This window comes from Fictibacillus sp. S7 (genome assembly GCF_004127935.1).
GTDB classification, from domain to species: domain Bacteria; phylum Bacillota; class Bacilli; order Bacillales; family Fictibacillaceae; genus Fictibacillus_C; species Fictibacillus_C enclensis.
Window position 1 is genome coordinate 480829 of the sequence record NZ_QJKL01000001.1, and the last position, 21109, is coordinate 501937.

Sequence of the window (21109 nt, forward strand, 5' to 3'; positions counted from 1 at the left end):
TCACTTCTTTGCGGTCATTTTTTTTTCATAAAGCTTTTTTTCACGGTGACTTCTCCATTTCGGACGGCACGCGCCAAATCGGGCTGGTCGGTAATCACCGCATCCACTTCGTATTGAAAGAAATAATAGAGCCATTTTTCCTGGTTGACCGTGTATGGCCTGACCGAGACGTTATGCTGGCGGAGCCCTTCGAGGATAGGGGGATGAAGGCTTTTAAAGGGAGGGTGCACGCTCCAGGCACCAAGCCGTTTTGCATAATTCCAAGGCTCATACAGGTTCGACGTATAAAGAGGAGCGATATCGATGGAAGGATCCATGTTTCTTAACAGAACCAGGCTGTAATGATTAAAAGAAGAATAAATGGTCCTTTCTTTCATGCCATATGCATTCACAAGGTTGTATACCTTTTGTTCCAAATCCTCGTAATACACCTTGTTGTTCTTCAATTCGATATTAAGCAAAAGAGGAGTCGTGCGGATCCACTGAAGAAACTCCTCAAGTGTCGGAATTCGTTCGTTTTGAAATTCTGGAGAAAACCAACTGCCCGCATCCAGCAGTTTAATTTCTGAAAGGCTGATGTTTTTTACATAACCTTTTCCGTTGGTTGTCCGTTTTACTGTTTCGTCATGGATGACAACCGGGATGCCGTCTTTCGTCAAATGAACATCAATTTCCAGGCCTTCTGCCCCCAATTCCAACGCCTTTATGTAGGCCGCCATGGTGTTTTCCGGGCATACTTTGCTTGCGCCCCGGTGTCCATAGATTTTTGTCATATCTGGAAAAACTCCTTTCTGTCCTATACCATTACCAGAACGCTCGGGGAATAAACCGCCTGCCTTACAAGAAAAAAAGCCTCCTGGCGGGAGGCTTGGTTATGTTGCATTCGCCGAAGAACGGTGTTCGATGCTCATATCATTTTTTACAATCCATTTTATAAAATCTTTTTCCTTTTTTGTCAATGGCCGGGTGAGGAACTGCTGAAATTCTTTAAACAACAGATTGTACCGCTTGACTTCTTCTTGATCAAGCATATTATACCTCCCGTTGCTGACGTTTGGTCTTTTATTATAAAACGAAATAACAGAATTGTCAAACTATTCCTTGGGTTGATGGCCGGCTGTACATTTTACCAAGTTCTTCTGATCGTTCGGCCGCCCGTTTGACGCATTGCTCAATCGCTTTTTTCACTTGGAAATGGTCGAGCATCTGAATGCCGGCTTCGGTTGTGCCTCCCGGGCTGGTCACATTTTGGCGAAGCTTTTGGGGATGGTCCCCGCTCATCTTCACCATGTGTGCAGCCCCAAGAAGTGTCTGGGCGATGAGGTCTCGCGCTTCCTCCTCACTGATATCCATGGAAGAAGCGGCCTGCTGCATGGCTTCTACCAGATAGTAAACATACGCGGGGCCGCTGCCCGATAAACCGGTTACGGCATGCAGACTTTCTTCCCGAAGGCAGGTTGTGGTGCCGATACAGCTGAATAATTCTTCGGCGAGCTGCATGTGTTTAACTTCGGCAAATTTCCCGCCGGCGATGCCTGTTGCCGAATACCCAATGGCTGCAGAAGTGTTTGGCATGGCCCGGATGACAGGGACCGGGGCATCAAGCAGTGACGAAATCAGGCCAGTTGAAATACCTGCGAGAACCGAGATGATGATATGATCCGCATGAACGGCTTTATTTAATGACCGCAGGGCCTGTTCTGCATCTTTCGGTTTCATTGCCAGAATGAGTATATCAGCGTGGTGTGCGGCATCACCAGCAGATTTCGAAACGGTAATTTTATAGTTTTCTTGAAGCTCTTGCAGCCTTTTGGCATTGATTCGGTTTGTGACAATAATATTTTTTGGGTCAGCCAGTTTTTTGGCAATCATACCCGAAATCATGGCTTCAGCCATCGCGCCTGCTCCAATAAAGGCAATTTTTTTATTCACGGCTATCCCTCCAATTTAGGTAAACTAAAAACGCACTCCTTCATCCTAGAAAAAGGACGGAGGAGTGCGATCCGCGGTACCACCTTAATTGGCTTGATAATAAAGCCCAGCTTGTTGCCTGTATCGAAGGCATACGATCAGGTTCAATCCCTGATGGCTCGGGGGATAGGTTCGTTCATCACGTGCTTGCAGAATCTTTCAGCCGGTGGATTCCGCTCTCTTTTAGCCGCTCTATGAAGTACTGGTCCCTTTCAGCGCCGTTTCAACGTTTAGTTATTAAAAGATATTATGCAATGGACACCCCTAGTATGTCAAGGCTATTCCATCTTTTTTTGGAATTTTCATTTATTTAAAGAGTGGAAGTTTTGCTATACTGATTATACTATGCAACGTAAGGAGGTCTGGTGCACCCTTGAAAGAAAAAATGATGGCCATCGAGCTTCCCACCCCTTTTCCAGTAGGAAATGTCAATGTGTATCTTATTCCGGGAGAGAAGCTGACTCTTGTCGATTGCGGCCCGAAAACGCCGGAGGCCTGGTCGGTTTTTCAGGAAAAGCTTCCCGATTGGGGCGTTACTGTAAACGATATTGAGCAGATTATTTTTACTCATTATCATCCCGATCATGTTGGATTATATGCGTACTTTACATCCCCGCCGCCGGTTCTGGCAAGCAAGGAGCAAATTCCGTATCTCAGCCAGGACCCGGCATACTTTTTACATAGAAACCAATTTTACGAGTCATTTTATAGTAAATCAGGGATGCCTGCAGAGGCTTCCCAGCTGGAGGAATACAAGCTGCAGCGATATCTCGGGTATTCTGCTGTGGTTCATCCGGACAAAATGATATCAGAGGGGAAGGCGATTCCCGGCCTGCCGGGATGGATGATGATCAAAACTCCCGGGCATTCTCCGGACCATCTCTCATTGTTTCACCAAGAAAGCGGAATGATGGTCGGCGGGGACTTTCTTCTCCAGCGTGTTTCCTCCAATGCGCTCATAGAACCTCCCGAGCCCGGAGAAACCGGCCGGCCCAGACCCCTCTTGCAATACAGGGAATCGCTGCGAAAAGCTGCTGTTCTTCCGGTCAAGCGGATTCTGCCGGGACATGGCGATGACATTACCAATTGCCGGGAGCTGATTCAGGAAAGGCTGGAGGAACAGAACAACAGAGCAGAAGTGCTTCGATCAATGCTTGCGGAAAAAATGACTGCCTATGAACTCAGCCGGCAGCTGTTCCCGCGGGTGTATAAAAAAGAGCCCGGGCTCACATTGTCAGAAACGGTAGGGCATCTGGATCTGCTTGAGGCAGAGGGAAAAGTGCGGATTGAGCACATTCAGGATGTTCTATATTACAGGAAAGCAGAATAGGAGTAAAAACGATGAACCAGGTAAAAGACAAAGTGATTGTGATTACAGGGGCTTCCGGCGGTCTGGGGGCTCAGGTGGCTTTGGACGCGGCCCGCATGGGAGCATATCTTGTACTGATTGCCCGCAATAAAGAGAAGCTTGAACACATAAAGGAAAAAATAAAGGCGGGAGGAAACCGTGAGCCGGTCATCCATCAACTGGATGTCGGGATTACCGAAGACGTCAGCAGAGTGTTTCACGAAATCACTTCTGATTTACAGATTGATGTGCTGATTAACAATGCCGGCTTCGGAATTTTTGACTATTTTGTCGATGCCGACCTTAAAGACCTCTCAGGCATGATGCAGACGAACGTGATTGGGCTTATGGCCTGCACGCAGGCGGTGCTGCCGCAAATGATATCGCGCGGATCGGGTCATATCATTAACATCGCTTCCCAGGCGGGTAAAATTTCTACCCCGAAATCCAGCGGTTACGCGGCGTCAAAGCATGCGGTGCTTGGTTTTTCAAACGGATTGAGGATGGAGATTGCCGAAAGCGGGATTCATGTGACCACGGTAAATCCTGGGCCGATTGAAACCAACTTTTTTTCAATCGCGGATAAATCCGGATCCTATGAAGCCAATATTAAAAAGTGGATGCTCTCACCGGAATATGTCTCAAAGAAAATTCTCTTTGCCGTGGGACGTCCGGTCCGGGAAATCAATCTTCCCGGCTGGATGAATGCCGGAAGTAAACTGTATCAAATGTTTCCAAGGCTCGTTGAAAAACTGGGCGGTAATGCCTTTAAACAAAAGTAAATGATAATATTATTATGTAAACAAAGTTTTGTAAAAAAATGATGATTTTTCATTATTTATTCGGGTTCCTTATTTCCATACTTCTCAATAAAAGGTAAAAAGTCTTAATTCACTGGGGCTTAAGTACTGAATGTGGTTTGTTCGGGCCAAAACTGGGGTATATCTAGTACAGGCTATCGACCGCAACAATAGAAAGAGGGGTAACGACAATGAATAAAAAAGTTTTATTTATTTCAGATCATGGGGATCCGCTTGCAAAACTCGGTGGAAAGCAAGCCGGAGGACAAAATAATTATGTATACCACCTGGCCCTGGCAATGGAAAACAGGGGATGGGATGTTGATGTAATAACCCATTGGTGTGATAAAGATGCCCCGCAGATAGAGAACTTTGGAAAACGTGCAAAAGTCATCCGCATCAAAGCCGGAATTAAAGGGTTTGTATCAAAAAATGAGATGTTTCAAATCTTGCCGGCATTTTTTAAAGAAATTGAAGAGGTTGCACCTCTTGACCAATATGACATTATTCATACTCATTACTGGCTTTCCGGGATCCTCGGACGCCAGCTCCGCAGAAAATACAACATACCTTTTGTTCATACATCACATTCCCTTGGCGCTGCAAAAGAACGGGCTACAGGAGAAAGGGATGATCGCAGATATCAGTATGAACGAACCATTCTCCGTTCCGCCAACCGTGTGATCGCCACCACCAACAGCGAAAAAAGCCTGATTCATGAAGTGGCTAAACAGCCTGCGCCTGTAGATGTTATTCCAATTGGTGTATCTCCTACATTTTATCCATATAACCAGCGATCAGCTACCAAACAAAAGCTTGGCGTCCATGGACCTTTGGTATTTTATGCAGGAAGGCTCGAAGAAACGAAAGGCGTTGAAACCTTGCTTCAAGCTTTCAGGTATTTAATCCAATGGGGCGATGTGCCGTCCGACACCAAACTGGTTCTGGCCGGAGGACAAAAGGAAGAGATCGACGACGACCAGCTTCCGGTGGCGGAGAAACAGCGCTCATGGGTAAAAGGAATCGAGCGTTATGTCCGTTTTATCGGGCCAAAAAGCCAGGAAGAACTGGCAGCCTACTTTAATGCTGCGAATGTGGCGGTGGTGCCGTCCTATTATGAATCGTTCGGTATGGTGGCGGCAGAAGCCCAGGCTTGCGGTTGCCCTGTGATTGCATCGCGTGTCGGCGGACTGCAAAACGTGGTCGTTGAAGGGGAAACCGGCTTGCTTGTTACACCAAAAGACCCGCAGGATCTGGCTTTGACCCTTGAAATTATTTTAAACAATGACATTATCGCACAAAGGCTTGGCAAACAGGCGTCCTCTCTTGCAGAACGCGATTATCGCTGGCCAAATGTGGCAGCGAGAGTCGAGCAGGTATATGAGGAGGTTCTGAAAGGTGAAACAAAAAAACGTTACACATCTTTTAGCTACTGATCTTGATGGAACGCTTGTAGGAGAAAAGGAACTGACTTCTGCCTTATTTGAATATTACGGGGAACGAACCTATGAGGTTGAACTCGTCTATGTGACCGGACGGCATCATGATTCGACGATGGAACTGATCAAGGCGGAAAACCTCCCTATGCCATCCATCCTCATTTCCGATGTTGGGACAGAAATGTATGATTTTGATGATTCGGAGCTTCATGAGCGATGGAAGAAAACATTGGAGGAGCAGTGGTGGCCCGAGAAAATTTCCCGGATTGCCGCCCAGTGCAGCGGGCTTACGCCTCAATCCATTCCCTCTACACACCGTCTTTCTTACTTTGCCGAGGATGCAGGAGCATTTGAAGAAGTAAAACAAAAACTGGAAGAAAACGGAGTGCCGCACAAGCTGATTTTTAGCTCGGGCAGAGATGTGGACATTCTTCCGCCAAATGCTGGCAAGGGTGAAGCCCTTTCCTTTCTGCTTCGTGAAAAGGGGTGGGAGAAAGCCAATGTTCTTATAGCCGGCGACTCCGGAAATGATCGTGACATGATTACAATGGGCTATCCTGCCGTTGTGGTGGGGAACTGCCAGGATGAACTGAAAAAGCTTCCTGAACATCCGCTTATTTTCCGGGCAGAAAACCACTGCGCCGGAGGGATCCGGGAAGCATGGGAACATTTTTTTGAAAAGGAAACGGTGGAAAGCAACGGATAACGCAAACCCTCTCTTAAAGACAAGAGAGGGTTTTTATTGTTGGGTCACAAAATCATATACGACATCCTGCACGGCGAGGTAAGGGTCCGATCCTCTGCGGTTTGCCATTCCTTTTGGATGTGCTCCAAAAGCAAGGCATATTCCTTTTCCGTATACGGGATGGTTTTTTTATCGTTAAAATAGGTTAACAAGGCTTTTTCCAGCCATTTGCGCAGCAGATGCTCTTCCATTATCTTTACCCTTTCCTCTTGTACACAATTTAGCTTACCTGCCATCCGTGGTCAAGGATTTTTAAGGGTGGAAAAGTACCTGAAAAAATTTCCATTGAGAACAGAACATATATTCGGTTAAAATGGGTATACATAATAAAGGGAACGAACGTTTGCATTTTGAAGGAGTGAGGAAGTTGATCGATTATTCCAAGGTTCAAAATCGTTCAATTTTGTGCATGGACATGAAGAGTTTTTACGCCAGCTGTGCGGCTGTGCGTTTAGGGCTGGATCCGCTGGACTGTTACCTTGCCGTCGTCGGAAACACCGAAAGGCAGGGAAGCGTGGTCCTGGCTGCTTCTCCCTGTTTAAAAAGGGACTTTGGTATCCGGACGGGAAACCGGCTTTTTGAAATTCCCAAAGACAGCCGCATTCATATTGTGGACGCCCAAATGTCCTTCTTTTTAAAGCGCTCCATGGAGATCACGCGTCTGCTTAACCGATTCGTCCCGAAGGAAGCCATTCATACGTACAGTGTGGACGAAAGCTTCATACAGGCGGACGGCACCGAACGGTTATGGGGAGGGCCGATGCAGCTGGCAACAGCCATTCGCACCGCCATCAAGGAAGAGTTCGGCCTGCCCTGCGCGATCGGCATCGGCCCCAATATGCTGATGGCGAAACTCTGTCTTGATTTGGAGGCGAAAAAGGAAGGGGTGGCCACGTGGACGTATGAGGATATTCCGAAAAAACTATGGATTCTTTCGCCCCTGAGCAAGATGTGGGGCATTGGGTCACGGGTGGAACGGACGCTCAACCTGATGGGGATCACGACGGTCGGGGATCTCGCCCACTATCCTTTGGCGCTTTTGGAAAAAAAGTTCGGCATTATGGGAAACCAGCTGTATTATCATGCCTGGGGTGTGGACCTCTCGGAGGTCGGGGCGCCCATTATGCAGGGACAGATCAGCTATGGCAAAAGCCAGATTCTGCTGAGGGATTATACGGACCCGAAGGAGGTACAGCATGTCATTCTCGAAATGTGCGAAGAGGTGGCAAGGAGGGCCCGGACAGCCAAAAAGGCAGGGAGAACGGTCAGCCTTGGAATCGGCTACAGCAAGGAGGAATGGGGAGGGGGGTTTTACCGCTCAAAAACCGTTCCGGAACCGACCAATATTACAATGGAGATCTATGAGATCTGCCTGGAGTTGTTTCATGCGTTTTATGAAGGAAAGACCGTCCGAAAGATTTCGATTTGCCTTTCCAATGTGTGCGAGGACAATGAGACTCAATTAAGCATCTTTACGCTAGAGCATCCCAAAAAACGAAAGCTTGGGTATGTGATGGATGATATCCGCAAAAAGTACGGATCAACTGCTCTTCTTCGGGCCGTGTCGTATACGAGCGGGGGGACAGCACTGCACCGCAGTACCCTCCTGGGCGGCCATAAGGCATAGAGAAAGGAGGACGTCTCACCTATGATCAAAGACCGAGGAAGCCTGAAATGGACCTCCATGATGCTGCCGGAGCATGTGAAGCACTTAAGGGAATGGGAACAGGAAGACAGAGATGCAGCTGAAGACCATGAATGGGATGAGCAGCTGCTGGAGGAGATGAATCAGCAGATTCTTCTGGCTATGGAAGAGGCAAGCCAGGTGGAGATTATGTGCCGGGGCGGCGCTCTCACGAGCAAACGAGTGAGGGGACGCATCCATTATTACGATCCCTGCCGCCGTATGCTCAGGATGGTGGATGAAGCAGGAGGGCGGCAGGACGTTTACCTGCAGACAATCCTCGCCATTACCCATTTATAAGGACAATGCCGGCCGGTATGAAAAAACTGCCCCACTGACATTCAGGGGACAGTCATTACCGGCTGGCTTATTCGGCATTTTCAAACAGATCGGATTGGAACAGCTGGTTCTGCAGACCAGATAAATCGGCACTGCTTGTTATTTCGATCTCCTGTCCCGGCTGGATGGATAATGCAATCAATCCGAGAAGGCTTTTGCCGTCAGCCGTTTTCTCTCCTTTTTTTACATACACTGGTTCCTCAAAACGACTGGTAAACTGCACAAATTGGCCGGCATTTTTGGAATAGATGGGTTTTTTCGCAATGACTTTCAAATCGTTTCTCTCCCTTGTATCTCCTTTTTTATACAGCTTATGAAGAGGTAAGGAGGAAATGTCATAAATATAATGAAAATAAAAGTGACTTCTATCGGAAAGTAATGGAAAATATAAAGGTAAGACAGGAGAGAGGTGAAACATCGATTGATTCGCAGCAAAAAAAATCGGATGAAAATTTTAATAATCGCTATAAGCGTGGCACTGCTATGGTATTTCAACCACAAGTATTTGAATTTAACACCGGAAGTATTAAGGGAGTGGATTCTTTCCTGGGGCGTATGGGCACCCATTGTTTTTATTGTGCTGTACGGCCTGAGACCCTTTGTGCTGTTTCCGTCCTCTGTGTTTGCGATTACAAGTGGATTGGCCTTCGGATTATACTATGGCTGTCTGTATACCTACATAGGGTCGCTTTCCGGAGGGCTGATGACCTATCTGGCGGTCAGGTGGATTGGAAAAAAAGCGATGAAAAAAGAATGGAAGGGCAAGTATCAGAAAGTGCAGGAGGGCATCAAAGAGAAAGGCTTCATATATGTGCTGATTCTCCGGTTACTGCCCATCCTGAATTACGACCTTGTAAGTTATCTTACAGCAGCGGCAAATGTGAAATTCAGAGATTATGCGGCAGCAACGGCCATTGGCATCATACCGGGAACGCTGGCGTATACCTATATCGGATCTTCGGTGGCTCATACCGGCATGAAGGAAATCTTAATCTCATCGATCATTCTGATCATATTGATTGTCCTGCCGGTGGTCACAAGAAAAAGGTGGCAAAAAAAGCTTGGCCTTTAAGGCAAAAACCAAAGAAAAAAGCGCTGACACAATTCAGCGCTTTTTTTTATGTAGTCGCTTGTGATGGTGTAAGCTGTTGAAGCAGCTGCTGGATCGCGGAGTCTGCATCAGCGCCTTCAGTAATAAGGACAAAGGATTCATCCTTGCGAAGCATCATAAAGAAAGTAACCAGGCAAGATAATTTTTTTGCTTGAAGGGTAACGCCGTTTTTGCAAAGAAACACGTTGGATTGATAAGAACGTGATATATTAACGAAATTCGTTATCTTTTGAATGGTAAATTTAGAAGCATCCTGTGTCATGGAAACGGTTTTTGAACAAATCTTTTTCATGTATGTTATCCTCCTGAAGTGGATTGTATAAATCGTCGACTTAAAACGTATCTACCCCATACCCGAGGCGATTAAACCAAAGAGATTGAAATTGGCGGGAAAGGGAATAAAGAGGAGGATAAGACAGGAAAGGAGAATGAATGTTGTGTTTGAAATCATTTTTCATTTTTTACGAGAGCTGGGGGCTGCAGGCCTGTTTATTGGAACGGCACTGGAAGCTTCCTCCGTTCCCTTTCCCGGAGCGCTCGTTATTTTAATCTATGGGTTTCTGCTGAAGCCAAGTCCAATGGAGACGGTGCTGCTGGCATTAGCGGTAAGTGCTGTTTATACATTGTTCAGTTATGTGCCGTACATGATCGGCTATAAGCTGGAAAGCAAGATGAGAGAGAAGTTTGATGAGAAAAAGGTAGAGAAAACCAAAAGGGTTTTCAAAAAATACGGTGAGTGGAGCATCGCGCTTTCGCGCCCGTTTGGTATAGGAAACTATGTTTCGTATGCGGCAGGAATGAGCAAGGTAAACCGCTGGAAGTTTGGAATATTAACCTTTATTGGTGTTTTCCCCCTGGCGATTGCCATGCTTTTTTTGGGCAGGCTGGGTGAAATAAAAACCGTCAACTCCATTCTCGAAGCGTCACAGACATACATTCTGATTGGTGCAGGCACTTTACTACTTTGTTACCTGCTCTACAAGTTTTTGTACAAAAAACGGAAACGGAGGGCTGCCGGCTGACCGGCTGGACGCCTACTTGACCGGCTGAACCCGTTCTTCATATAGGAAAAACGGCGGAACCAACAGTGATCTGAACCCAAAAAGTTAGACACGAAATTTTAAGCAGCTACTTCGGCATGAGTCCGGTATTGAACCGGGCTCATGCCTTTTAATTTTGCTTTTATCCGTTTTTTATTGTAGTAATCGATATACTGTTCCAATTCTTTTTTAAAGTGTTCCATACTTTCAAATTCTTTGAGATAAAGCAATTCACTTTTCAATAAGCCAAAGAAACTCTCCATGGCGGCGTTATCAAGACAGTTGCCCTTACGGGACATGCTTTGTGTTATATTTTTTTCTTTCAATGCATGCTGGTACCGTTTCATTTGATAATGCCATCCCTGATCAGAGTGAAGGATGGGGGCATCGTTCTCTTTCAATTGTTTGAATGCCTTATCCAGCATCTTTGAAACCAAAGAGTAAACCGGACGGTGTTCCATCTGATAGGCAACGATTTCTCCATTATATAGGTCAAGAACTGGCGATAAATATAGCTTTTCACCATGTAATTGAATTTCCGTCACATCGGTTACCCACTTTTCATTCGGTTTCGCTGCTTGGAATTTACGTGCTATAACATTTGGAGCGATTTTTCCAACATTTCCACGATAGGAGCGATATTTCTTCACCTTCACCAGAGACTTGATCTTCATTTTATTCATTAAGCGACGGACAGTTTTATGATTAAGTGAATAGCCTTGATTTTGTAATTCCCATCGGATCCGACGATAGCCATATCGACCTTGGTGCTCATTAAAAATCTGTTGAATAACAGCTTTCACTTCATGATATTTATCTGCACGATTCTTTTGTTTCATCCAGTAATAATACGTGCTTCGTGGAATGCCTGCGACCTCAACGAGGTCAATGACTTTATATTCATGCCTTAACTCATCAATCACTTCCGCTTTGACTTGTTCTGTGATTTTTCCTCTTCTTGAATTAAGGCTTGTAACTTTTTTAAGTATGCATTCTCCATACGTAATCTCTCATTTTCAGCTCGTAGAGCTTCGACGGATCCTTCTGATGGCTGCTTTCTTTTTGAATCTTTTTTCATGGATGAACGCCCCTTTATCTTTGATCGAAGAGCCTCAATCCCTTGCGTTTCAAAAAGTTGATACCAATTCCAAACGGTGCTGGGAGAAGCCACGTTGAAATGGGCGGCAGCTTCTGAGATAGATACTCCCGTTTCGTTTATATAGTGAAGTACGTCCATTTTAAACTCGATAGAATGATTTGTATATGATTCTTGAAAAGCCATTTCTCCGTGTTTTCGAAACTTGGCCACCCATTCTTTTAACATTGATGAAGTCACACTGTGTTTATAAGCGGTTTCTTTAAAGGAATCTCCCCCCTGAAGATAAGCATGAACAGCAGCTAATTTAGTTTCCAAAGAATACTTGGTCATGAAAAAACTGCACCTCCTATTGTTAGATGTGTCTAACAAAAGGGGTGCAGTTCAACAGGTTCCGCCGTTTTATTTTGGAGATCAGGCTTTGGATTCCCGTTGTTCTCTTTTCGCCTGCTTCCTGAAAAAGAGTTCATATAGTACAGGAACAATAAGTAATGTGAGCAGGGTGGAGGTCGTCAAACCGCCGATTACCACCACGGCGAGCCCTTTTGAAATCAACGTACCCGATGAAGAGGTCAGGGCCAGCGGAAAGAGGGCAGCAATTGTGGCAAATGCCGTCATCAAAATTGGTCGAAGTCGTGTTTTTCCGGCTTCAAGCAATGCTTCTCGGATTGTCATGCCTTTCAGATCGCGGTTTTGTCCGATCCGGTCGACGAGAACGATGGCATTGGTGGTTACGATACCGATCAGCATGAGAATGCCGATCATCGCACTGACTGAAAGCGGCTCATCCGCCAGGTACAGACCGCCTATTGCACCCACCGGAACGAAAATAAGAGATGACAGAATAATAAATGGGATCCGTGCACGGCCGAAGGTGATGAGCATCGTCAAGTAGACAAGGCCGATGGCTACAGCAATGGCCAGGCCAAGCTCTTTAAAGGTTTGGGTGGTTTCTTCACTTCCGCCACCACCTTCAGTCGACACATCTTTTGGAAGGTCCACTTTATCATTTATGCTCTTGATGACATCCTGTGTGACACCTTGGACGTCATTGCCCGGAATCTGTGCAGACACTTGAGCATAAACCTTTCCATCGAGTTTCTGAATCGCGGTTACAGCCTCTACATCCTGAATGTCTGCCACTTCTGAAAGGGCAACCGGGCCTTTGGTGCCGTAAACTTTAAGGTCCTTAACTTCATCAAGGGATTTCGGCGCTTTATTATAGGCAAGCCGGACATCACTTTCTTTTCCGTTCAGTTCAAGGTTACCGACAGAGACAGGCTTGGTGGCATCATTGATAATGCCGAGCACCGTATAGCCTGAGACTCCGGCATCTGCGGCTTTTTTCGTATCAATTTTTACGATCCACTGACGCTGGGTATCTTTGAAGTTATTGGATACATATTTAAGGTCGTTACGTGATTTCATGTATTTTTCAACGGATGCAGCACCTTTTTGCAGGTCATCGAGATTGTTGGAATACAAATCGATGTTCACTTCATTGTTAGACGGCGGCCCGCCCGACTGCGCTTCCTGCAGGCTGACCACAGCATCTTTGCTGTCCTCGTCCACAATGGTCTGGATTTCTTTTTCCAGAGATTTGATCTCTTTATCCACATTGGTATGCTTTTTAAGGTTAATAAAATAGTTGGCTACATTCTCGCGTTTTAACCCGGACTGGAAGTCACGGCTGCCAATGCCGGCGGTTACCTCTTTTACGGTATCCCGCTGATCGAGCATCTTCTCCACCTTCAGTGACACGTCATTTGTTTTTTCGACAGTGGTGGAGGCAGGAAGTTCAATGTTTGCCGTAATGGTCTTTTGTTCTTCATTCGGCAGGAAGACAGCTCCAAGCTTTGTAGACAGGAACAGAGAGCCTGCGAGAAGAACGATGGAAACGAACAAGACGATGAATTTATGGTTCAGGGACGAGCGGATCACTTTCGCGTACGCCCGCTGAAGAGGACCATCGTTGTTTTCCGGTTTCACTTTTTTGAACGCGAACTTGGCCAGGATCGGCACGATCGTAATGGCTACAAGCAAGGAAGCCAAAAGGGCAAAGACGACGGTTAAAGCGAACGGCAGGAAGAATTCTCCGGTAATACCCCCGACAAACCCGAGCGGCAGAAACACTACCACGGTCGTCAATGTGGAGGATACAATCGCACGGAGGATCTCCTTGGTCGAATCGATGACCAATTCGTTTTTGCCGTATTCTCCGCTGCTTTTGCGGATCTTTCGGAAGATGTTCTCAATGACGACGATGCTGTCATCCACGACCCGGCCCACTGCTACAGCCATTCCGCCTAGCGTCATGATATTAAGCGTGATATCGAGCTGATTCAGGAAAATCGCGGATATGAGAATCGAAAGTGGAATGGAAACAATCGCAATAATCGTTGCACGAATGTTTCTCAAGAACAAGAGAACGGCTAACGAAGCAAAGAGTGCACCGAACAATCCTTCCTTGATCAGGGAATTCACGGATTCCTTAATCCCGCTTGCCTGGTCGAAACCGATGGCATGGTCCATTTTGTCTTTGTATTTGTCTTTGTTTAGAACAGACATGACGTTATCGGCGACATCGACGGTATTGGCATCCTGTTTTTTGGTAACCGCCATGGATAAGGAACGTTTTTGGTTATAACGGGTAATTTCGTTCACATCTTCGGACTGCTTAATGGTGGCAATGTCCCCAAGCTGAACACTTTGTGGAGCTGCAGCACCCGATGGAGCACCACCACCTGCACCAACTTGCTGTGCGCTTTGGCCGGAAGGCGCACCTGTGCCTCCACCGCTTTGTGAAGCTCCGGCCGGTGGTCCTCCGGCAGAAGGGGCTCTGCTTCCTGATCCTTGACCAGATGATTTTTGGGCTGTTCCTTGAGACGAAGGAGTCAGATCAAGGGATTTTAATTCCTTGATTGTTTTTAGTTGTTCCTCGACACGCACTGGCACGGAGATGTCACCTGAGGTCACATTGCCTGCAGGGAAGGAGAGAAATTTAGAATTGATCTCGTCTTTGATGGTGCTCAATGATAATCCTAGCTGCTGCGCCTTTTTCTGGTCGACCTTAATGGATACGAAATCTTCTTTCACACCGCCAACTGAGACGTTATTGATTCCCTGAATTTTTTTCAGTTCAGGCACCAGCTCATCCTCAACAAAGGGCTGAATGTTCTCTTCTTCTTTAGGGAATAGAGAGATATTGTAGATGGGGATGGTTCCGAATGAAAAGCGGTTCACTTCAACACTAGCCGTATCGGGAAGGTCGGCTTCTTTAGTGATCGTGTTAATTTGATCCTCTATATCATCCATGATTACGGAAAAAGGAAATTCAAGGTTTATGATTGAGACACTTTCAAGTGAAGTGCTTTTTACCGACTTTACGTTGTTAAGGCTTTTTAATTTTTCTTCAAGCTCATCCGTTACCTGCTTGTTGACATCCTGTGGAGACGCGCCCGGGTAGGTGGTCTGCACGGTGATTTGCGGGAAATCCACATTCGGAAGCAGGTCAACTTTCAGGGAGCTAAAAGAAAACAAGCCGCCCAGGATAAGCAAGAAAGAAAAAATAAAAATAGCGACGGGGTTCTTTAAGCTGAATTTCGTTAGCCAGTTCATGTTTCACTCTCCTTCAGTAGTTTATATGTGTATTTTCACATATGTTCAAGGTTAGTATAATAAAAGTACTATAAATATATCAAGCATTAACCATAGTTAATTGTGAAGAATGTGTTAAAATGACATACAGATACGGAAAGAAGGAATGAAAAGATGGCGTTGAAATATGCGCTTCTTGGCTTATTGACCAAAAATGAAGCAACCGGATACGAACTGAAGCAGCAGTTTAAAGAAACCATGATTCATTTCTGGAGTGCCCATCATACGCAGATCTACCGTCAGCTTGTTAAGATGGAGGAAGAAGGACTGGTCTCCTCGCAGGTGGTTCATCAGGTGGATTATCCAGATAAAAAAATATACCGGCTTGAAGATAAAGGCTATGATACGCTGCTTCAGTGGCTGCTGAGCAAGGAGATTCTCCCGTCCAATTTAAAGGACGATCTGCTGCTCCGGGTATCGCTGTTTCAGTTAATCCCGCCCGATGAAGCAATCGCCTTTTTAGAGCGGGCAAAGGAACAGCATATGTTTGGCCATGGCTTAATGGAAAAATGGAGAGACAGTCATTTTCCAGAAGGGCAGTTTAACCAGGGAGATTTAGGAGAATACTTAACATCTGAATTTGGAAAACGTTATATGCAGCATTGGATTGACTGGTGCGACTGGGCAATTCATGTGATCAAGCGTACAAAAGAGAAGGGCAGTGATGAAGAATGATTCTGGAATGGACAGAAAAAGCAATAGAGAAAATAGAGCACAAGGTGCAGGGGGGACAGTTGTTTTTGAAATACGATACGGATGGCTGCGGCTGCGTGGTAAGTGGTGTGTCTGCACTCTGGCTGGTCGATGAGCAGCCAGATGGGACAGTGAGGATGGATACCAATTTTCTTCCCGTATATATGGAAAAAAGCAAACTGGTATTTTTTGATGAAAAGATGACGATTGATTACAAAGAAGAACAAAATACATTTCAACTAAAAAGTCCAAACCAGATGCTTAATCCGAATCTTCGGTTTGAAAATAAAATAGAAACAGGAAAGGGCGCTTAACTTAAAGCGCTCTTTCCTGTTTTGGATAGCAAAAATTGCCGGCTTTGAAGGCCGCGGGAAACGAAGGGAGCTATAAATTCCACAGCCTCCAGCAGGGGCTCCAGCTGAATTCCGGTGCTGATCCCCATGCGATTAAGCATGAAAACAGCATCCTCAGTTGCGACGTTTCCAGTTGCACCCGGAGCAAACGGGCATCCGCCAAGTCCGCCTGCAGATGTATCAAAACGGTCGATACCGGCCTGGAGTGCGGAGAAGATATTCGCGAGGGCCATTCCTCTTGTATCGTGGAAATGGGCAGCAATCAAAAGTGTGGAAGGAAGATGATGCTTAAGAAGGCTGAACAGTTCGAACACTTCCTGCGGATTGGCAAGGCCAATGGTATCTGCCACGCTTAATTCATCCACGCCAAGCGCCGCAAATTCCTCAGAAAGAGCAAGAACCTCCTGTTCATCCACTTTTCCTTCATACGGACAATAAAAAGCGGTGGAAAGGCAAGCGCGGACAAAGAAGCCGTTTCGTTTCAAATCTTTAATCAGCGGAGCAAGCTCTTCCATGCTGTCTCTGGTGCTTTTGTTTATGTTCTTTTGGTTGAAGGTGTGGCTTACACCGACAAAAAATGCGGCATTTTTGCAGCCGGAAGAAAGCAGGCGGGAAACGCCTTTTTCATTGGGGACGAGAACAAGATTGCGCGTGCTGTCATCCAGGCAGTGCTCGATGATCTGTTCTGCATCACTCATTTGCGGAACCCATTTTGGTGAAACAAAAGAGGTGAGTTCCATTTCCTGAATTCCCGAGGCTTTCAGTTTTTGAATGAATTTAATCTTTTCCTGGGCAGGAACAAGCTGTTTTTCATTTTGAAGCCCGTCGCGCGGTCCAACCTCAATGATCGAGACTCTTTGGGGTAATTCCATGCTTCCTCCTATGTATATATCTGTCATTGATTCTTCTTTATTTTACGTTTTGGCCAGTTAAGATGCAATACAGGGAGAGGAAATATGATATGATAAAAGGGAAAATTCAGAAAAAAATACGGGAGTGAGAAGAAATTTATGGCCATACAGGAAGCAGTGATTGTAAGCGCTGTCAGAACACCGATTGGCAGCTTTTTGGGCGCTTTGAAAAATATACCAGCCACCGAACTTGGGGCGATTGTAATTAAAGAGGCATTGGAGCGCGCCAATGTTTCTCCTGATGATGTGAGCGAAGTGATCATGGGTAATGTTCTTCAGGCCGGTTTGGGGCAAAACCCCGCGCGGCAGGCTGCGATTAAGGCAGGGCTCCCGAATTCTGTTTCAGCAATGACGATTAACAAGGTATGCGGATCGGGTTTAAAGGCGCTGCACCTGGCAAGCCAGGCGATCATGCTTGAAGAGGCGGACATCGTCGTCTGCGGCGGGATGGAGAACATGAGCAGAGCACCGTACCTTTTGGATAACGCAAGAACAGGACTGCGCATGGGAGATGGAAAAATGACAGATTCCATGATCCATGACGGTCTCTGGTGTGCGTTTAACGATTACCATATGGGGATGACAGCGGAAAACCTGTGTGACGCCTATGGACTCAGCCGCGAGGAAATGGATGAGTTCGCAGCAGATAGCCAGCAAAAATGCGAAAAAGCGATCAATGAAGGAAAGTTCAAAGACGAAATTGTATCTGTTGAAATCCCCCAGCGAAAAGGAGAGCCGCTTCAATTCTCAGAAGATGAATATCCGAAAAAGGGAACCACGGCTGAGGGGCTTGCCAAGTTAAGACCAGCGTTTAAAAAGGATGGCACAGTAACAGCCGGGAACGCATCGGGAATCAATGATGGAGCGGCTGCTCTTGTGGTGGTATCGCGGAAAAAAGCCGAGGAGCTCGGTCTGATACCGCTTGCCAAAATCGTTGCAAATGCCAGCGCGGGAGTGGATCCAAGCATCATGGGAATCGGGCCGGTGGATGCCACGAAAAAAGTGCTTGAAAAATCCGGAGTCACCCTAAAAGACATTGATTTGATTGAAGCGAACGAAGCGTTCGCCGCACAAGCTCTGGCTGTAGGCAGGGAACTTCAATTTTCAACAGAAAAATTAAACGTGAACGGAGGAGCCATCGCCCTTGGACATCCAATCGGGGCAAGCGGCGCAAGGATTCTTGTCACCTTGCTTCACGAGATGAAAAAAAGGAATAACCGTTTGGGGCTTGCCACGCTTTGTATCGGGGGCGGACAGGGTGTAGCCACCATTATTGAAAATGAAAATTGGAAATAAGGGGGACGGCATATTATGAAAATGGTGGAAAGCAGTGCATTGAATGCAGTGAAGGATATTCCGGATGGTGCGACACTGATGGTCGGTGGATTCGGCCTGGTAGGAATTCCGGAGAAATTGATTTTGGCTCTTGTGGAAACAGGTACAAAAGATCTGACGGTCATCTCTAACAACTGCGGTATCGATGACTGGGGGCTCGGCCTTCTCTTGCGGAATAAACAGATCAAGAAAATGGTGGGTTCCTATGTGGGAGAAAACAAAGAGTTTGAGCGCCAGGTGCTTTCCGGTGAACTGGAGGTTGAACTCACCCCCCAGGGCACATTGGCTGAGCGCATCCGGGCAGGCGGTGCGGGCATTCCCGCTTTTTATACCCCGGCCGGCGTAGGTACGCCGATTGCTGAAGGCAAAGAAGTGCGTACATTTGATGGGAAGGAATACGTGCTGGAACATGGGATGACGGCGGACTTCAGCCTCGTTCGGGCAGCACATGGCGACAAAGCAGGCAACCTCGTTTTTAATAAAACAGCGCGAAACTTTAATCCAATGATGGCTGCAGCGGGCAAGGTGACCATTGCAGAGGTCGAAGAATTGCGCGAGATTGGTGAGCTGGATCCAGACTGCATCCACACGCCTGGAATCTATGTTCAGAGAATGATTGTTGCGCCTCAGGAAAAGCGCATTGAGCGACTGACTGTTCAATCATAAAGAGAGAAAGTGGGGATGGGCTATGAATAGCAGAGAGAAAATTGCCAGAAGAGCAGAAAAAGAAATAGAGGATGGCTTTTATGTAAATCTCGGCATCGGTATGCCGACTATGGTCGCGAACTACATAAGCGAGAATAAGAGTGTGGTGCTGCAGTCGGAAAACGGGCTGCTTGGAATTGGCCCTTATCCTAAAGAAACGGAAGTGGATCCCGACTTGATCAATGCCGGAAAAGAGACCGTGACTGCCATCAAGGGAGCCTCCTATTTTGACAGCACAGAATCATTTGCCATGATTCGGGGAGGACATGTGAATATTGCCATCCTGGGTGGTATGGAAGTATCAGAAACCGGTGATTTGGCAAACTGGATGATTCCGGGGAAAATGATCAAAGGAATGGGCGGTGCCATGGATCTTGTTCATGGCGCGCAAAAAATCATTGTCATTATGGAGCATGTCAACAAGAGCGGACAGAGCAAAATCCTGAAAAATTGCAGTCTGCCGCTGACAGGAAAGGGAGTAGTGGACCGAATCATTACGGACCGAGCGGTTATTGATGTAACGGATCAGGGACTGAAGCTGATTGAAGTAGCTAATGGGTACAGTATTGAGGATATTAAAAACTGCACCGAGCCGGATTTGATCACCGATGAAGTAACGCTGGGCGTTTATTAAGGCAAAGAGAGCGGGGGAGGAAACATGACGGAAGTATATGTGGTAGAAGGGGCGCGAACGCCGTTTGGAAGCTTTGGGAAATCATTGAAAAATGTTTCGCCGATCCAAATGGGCACCCTGACTGCGCTGGAAGCGATGAAAAGGGCGAATATCGACCCGGCGCAAATCGGGGATGTAGTATACGGAAATGTCATACATTCCAGCATAGACGCTGCCTATGCGGCGAGGCATGTCGTTTTAAAAGCAGGGGTTCCCGAGACCGTTCCGGCCATGCTGGTAAACCGTTTATGCGGTTCTGGGCTTCAGGCAGTCATAAGCAGTGCACTTGCCATTCAAACAGGTGATGCGGATCTGGCATTATGTGGCGGGGTTGAAAACATGTCCAAAAGTCCGCATTCTACCTTTAATCAGCGGTTTCAAGGCCAAAAGTTTGGGAACCTTGAGTTCGAGGATATGCTTCTTCATACGCTGACCGATCAGTATATCGGCTGCGGAATGGGAATTACCGCAGAAAATCTTGCAGAGAAGTACAGTATCAAACGGGAAGAACAAGATGAATACGCCCTTCTTAGCCATCAAAGAGCGGCTAAAGCGATTCGTGAAGGAAGATTCACACAGGAAACAATACCAGTTGTCATTGAGGAAAAAAAGAGCCTTACCTTCACGGTGGATGAACTGGTAAAGCCTGAATCCACCCTTCAGCAGCTTTCCGCCCTGCGCCCGTCCTTCAAAAAAGACGGAACCGTAACGGCGGGAAATGCAAGCGGAATTAATGATGGTGCGGTATCTTTGGTGCTCGCAGGTGAGGACTCCGTTAAAAGCAAGCAAGTCAAACCGCTGGCACGGATCGTATCCTGGGGAATCAGCGGCGTTGATCCTAATATCATGGGAATCGGCCCGGTTCCAGCTTCCCAAAAAGCCCTTGCTAAAGCGACCCTTTCCATTGAAGACATGGATCTTGTAGAAATTAACGAAGCGTTTGCCTCCCAATACCTGGCGGTTGAAAAAGAATTGAGTCTGGATCGTGAAAAGACGAACGTGAACGGGGGTGCAATCGCGCTTGGCCATCCGGTCGGTGCCAGCGGATCCCGTTTGCTCCTTACCCTTGCGTACGAACTCCGAAACAGAGGCTTGCGCTATGGATTGGCCAGCCTTTGCATCGGTGGCGGCCAGGGGATTGCCATGATTATCGAAAATGTAACTTCATAACCAAAAAGCTGCCAAACGCCATTTTCAGGCGATGGCAGC

General features: G+C 46.7%; 23 protein-coding genes. 14 read left to right on the forward strand and 9 right to left on the reverse strand.

Annotated elements, in window-relative coordinates:
* Positions 1-14 precede the first annotated feature (14 nt).
* The 3 genes from DMO16_RS02460 to proC all read right to left on the reverse strand — a co-directional run bounded on the left by DMO16_RS02460 (position 15) and on the right by proC (position 1938).
* Positions 15-773 carry a glycerophosphodiester phosphodiesterase gene (locus DMO16_RS02460; protein WP_129475162.1) on the reverse strand — a complete coding sequence of 253 codons (759 nt, stop codon included), beginning with the start codon at positions 771-773 and terminating at the stop codon, positions 15-17.
* A 99-nt stretch (positions 774-872) separates the two neighbouring features.
* A complete protein-coding gene (locus tag DMO16_RS24100) occupies positions 873-1031 on the reverse strand; it encodes a hypothetical protein (RefSeq protein WP_156412564.1) in 159 nt (52 codons plus the stop codon).
* A 58-nt stretch (positions 1032-1089) separates the two neighbouring features.
* Positions 1090-1938 (reverse strand): pyrroline-5-carboxylate reductase, encoded by an 849-nt coding sequence (gene proC / locus DMO16_RS02465; RefSeq protein WP_129475164.1) that lies wholly within the window; start codon positions 1936-1938, stop codon positions 1090-1092.
* 406 nt (positions 1939-2344) lie between these two features.
* Between proC and DMO16_RS02470 the strand changes: the two genes are divergently transcribed.
* The 4 genes from DMO16_RS02470 (at position 2345) to DMO16_RS02485 (ending at position 6264) form a co-directional block, all read left to right on the forward strand.
* Complete coding sequence (locus tag DMO16_RS02470) at positions 2345-3301, forward strand: MBL fold metallo-hydrolase (RefSeq protein WP_129475166.1); 957 nt, start codon at positions 2345-2347, stop codon at positions 3299-3301.
* Positions 3302-3312: 11 nt separating this feature from the next.
* Positions 3313-4101, forward strand: coding sequence for an SDR family NAD(P)-dependent oxidoreductase (locus DMO16_RS02475; RefSeq protein ID WP_129475168.1), 789 nt, complete (start codon positions 3313-3315; stop codon positions 4099-4101).
* 209 nt (positions 4102-4310) lie between these two features.
* Positions 4311-5555 (forward strand): glycosyltransferase, encoded by a 1245-nt coding sequence (locus tag DMO16_RS02480; RefSeq protein ID WP_129475170.1) that lies wholly within the window; start codon positions 4311-4313, stop codon positions 5553-5555.
* Positions 5518-6264, forward strand: a complete 747-nt coding sequence (locus tag DMO16_RS02485; RefSeq protein ID WP_129475173.1) for an HAD-IIB family hydrolase — start codon at positions 5518-5520, stop codon at positions 6262-6264. Before DMO16_RS02480 ends, DMO16_RS02485 begins: the two co-directional genes overlap by 38 nt.
* Before the next feature lie 44 nt (positions 6265-6308).
* Here the strand turns inward: DMO16_RS02485 and DMO16_RS02490 are convergent, their stop codons facing one another.
* On the reverse strand, positions 6309-6494 hold the full coding sequence (locus tag DMO16_RS02490) for a hypothetical protein (RefSeq protein ID WP_129475175.1): 186 nt from the start codon (positions 6492-6494) through the stop codon (positions 6309-6311).
* A 176-nt stretch (positions 6495-6670) separates the two neighbouring features.
* Here DMO16_RS02490 and DMO16_RS02495 point away from each other — a divergent pair, with 176 nt between their 5' ends.
* Together DMO16_RS02495 and DMO16_RS02500 are read left to right on the forward strand one after the other, a co-directional pair.
* Entirely contained in the window at positions 6671-7930 is a 1260-nt protein-coding gene (locus tag DMO16_RS02495; RefSeq protein WP_129475177.1) for a DNA polymerase thumb domain-containing protein, read from the forward strand.
* A gap of 21 nt (positions 7931-7951) precedes the next feature.
* The gene (locus tag DMO16_RS02500; protein ID WP_129475179.1) at positions 7952-8287 is read left to right on the forward strand and encodes a YolD-like family protein; all 336 of its coding nucleotides are present in this window, start codon (positions 7952-7954) and stop codon (positions 8285-8287) included.
* A 67-nt stretch (positions 8288-8354) separates the two neighbouring features.
* On the opposite strand, the gene DMO16_RS24105 is transcribed toward DMO16_RS02500, so the two are convergent.
* Complete coding sequence (locus DMO16_RS24105; RefSeq protein ID WP_061970856.1) at positions 8355-8600, reverse strand: HPr family phosphocarrier protein; 246 nt, start codon at positions 8598-8600, stop codon at positions 8355-8357.
* Positions 8601-8771: 171 nt separating this feature from the next.
* Between DMO16_RS24105 and DMO16_RS02510 the strand changes: the two genes are divergently transcribed.
* On the forward strand, positions 8772-9398 hold the full coding sequence (locus tag DMO16_RS02510) for a TVP38/TMEM64 family protein (protein WP_061971680.1): 627 nt from the start codon (positions 8772-8774) through the stop codon (positions 9396-9398).
* Between the two features lie 46 nt (positions 9399-9444).
* Here the strand turns inward: DMO16_RS02510 and DMO16_RS02515 are convergent, their stop codons facing one another.
* Positions 9445-9729, reverse strand: a complete 285-nt coding sequence (locus DMO16_RS02515; protein ID WP_129475181.1) for an HPr family phosphocarrier protein — start codon at positions 9727-9729, stop codon at positions 9445-9447.
* A gap of 136 nt (positions 9730-9865) precedes the next feature.
* Here DMO16_RS02515 and DMO16_RS02520 point away from each other — a divergent pair, with 136 nt between their 5' ends.
* Positions 9866-10459 carry a DedA family protein gene (locus DMO16_RS02520; RefSeq protein WP_061970851.1) on the forward strand — a complete coding sequence of 198 codons (594 nt, stop codon included), beginning with the start codon at positions 9866-9868 and terminating at the stop codon, positions 10457-10459.
* 98 nt (positions 10460-10557) lie between these two features.
* On the opposite strand, the gene DMO16_RS02525 is transcribed toward DMO16_RS02520, so the two are convergent.
* A protein-coding gene (locus DMO16_RS02525; RefSeq protein WP_129474832.1) for an IS3 family transposase occupies positions 10558-11906 on the reverse strand; the annotation gives its coding sequence in 2 pieces (ribosomal slippage) (positions 10558-11447 and positions 11447-11906; 1350 coding nt in all).
* 81 nt (positions 11907-11987) lie between these two features.
* Entirely contained in the window at positions 11988-15191 is a 3204-nt protein-coding gene (locus DMO16_RS02530; protein ID WP_129475183.1) for an efflux RND transporter permease subunit, read from the reverse strand.
* Positions 15192-15344: 153 nt separating this feature from the next.
* On the opposite strand from DMO16_RS02530, the gene DMO16_RS02535 reads away from it, so the two are divergent.
* Complete coding sequence (locus DMO16_RS02535; protein WP_129475185.1) at positions 15345-15905, forward strand: PadR family transcriptional regulator; 561 nt, start codon at positions 15345-15347, stop codon at positions 15903-15905.
* A complete protein-coding gene (locus DMO16_RS02540; RefSeq protein WP_061970845.1) occupies positions 15902-16237 on the forward strand; it encodes an iron-sulfur cluster biosynthesis family protein in 336 nt (111 codons plus the stop codon). Before DMO16_RS02535 ends, DMO16_RS02540 begins: the two co-directional genes overlap by 4 nt.
* On the opposite strand, the gene DMO16_RS02545 is transcribed toward DMO16_RS02540, so the two are convergent.
* Positions 16234-17148, reverse strand: coding sequence for a hydroxymethylglutaryl-CoA lyase (locus DMO16_RS02545; RefSeq protein ID WP_061970843.1), 915 nt, complete (start codon positions 17146-17148; stop codon positions 16234-16236). The genes DMO16_RS02540 and DMO16_RS02545 overlap by 4 nt on opposite strands.
* A 138-nt stretch (positions 17149-17286) precedes the next feature.
* Here DMO16_RS02545 and DMO16_RS02550 point away from each other — a divergent pair, with 138 nt between their 5' ends.
* The 4 genes from DMO16_RS02550 to DMO16_RS02565 are packed head-to-tail and all read left to right on the forward strand — an operon-like array spanning position 17287 to position 21070.
* A complete protein-coding gene (locus DMO16_RS02550) occupies positions 17287-18483 on the forward strand; it encodes an acetyl-CoA C-acetyltransferase (RefSeq protein WP_129475187.1) in 1197 nt (398 codons plus the stop codon).
* Positions 18484-18498: 15 nt separating this feature from the next.
* On the forward strand, positions 18499-19188 hold the full coding sequence (locus tag DMO16_RS02555) for a CoA transferase subunit A (RefSeq protein WP_129475189.1): 690 nt from the start codon (positions 18499-18501) through the stop codon (positions 19186-19188).
* 22 nt (positions 19189-19210) lie between these two features.
* On the forward strand, positions 19211-19861 hold the full coding sequence (locus tag DMO16_RS02560) for a CoA transferase subunit B (RefSeq protein ID WP_129475191.1): 651 nt from the start codon (positions 19211-19213) through the stop codon (positions 19859-19861).
* Between the two features lie 24 nt (positions 19862-19885).
* Complete coding sequence (locus DMO16_RS02565; RefSeq protein WP_129475193.1) at positions 19886-21070, forward strand: thiolase family protein; 1185 nt, start codon at positions 19886-19888, stop codon at positions 21068-21070.
* Positions 21071-21109: the final 39 nt, after the last annotated feature.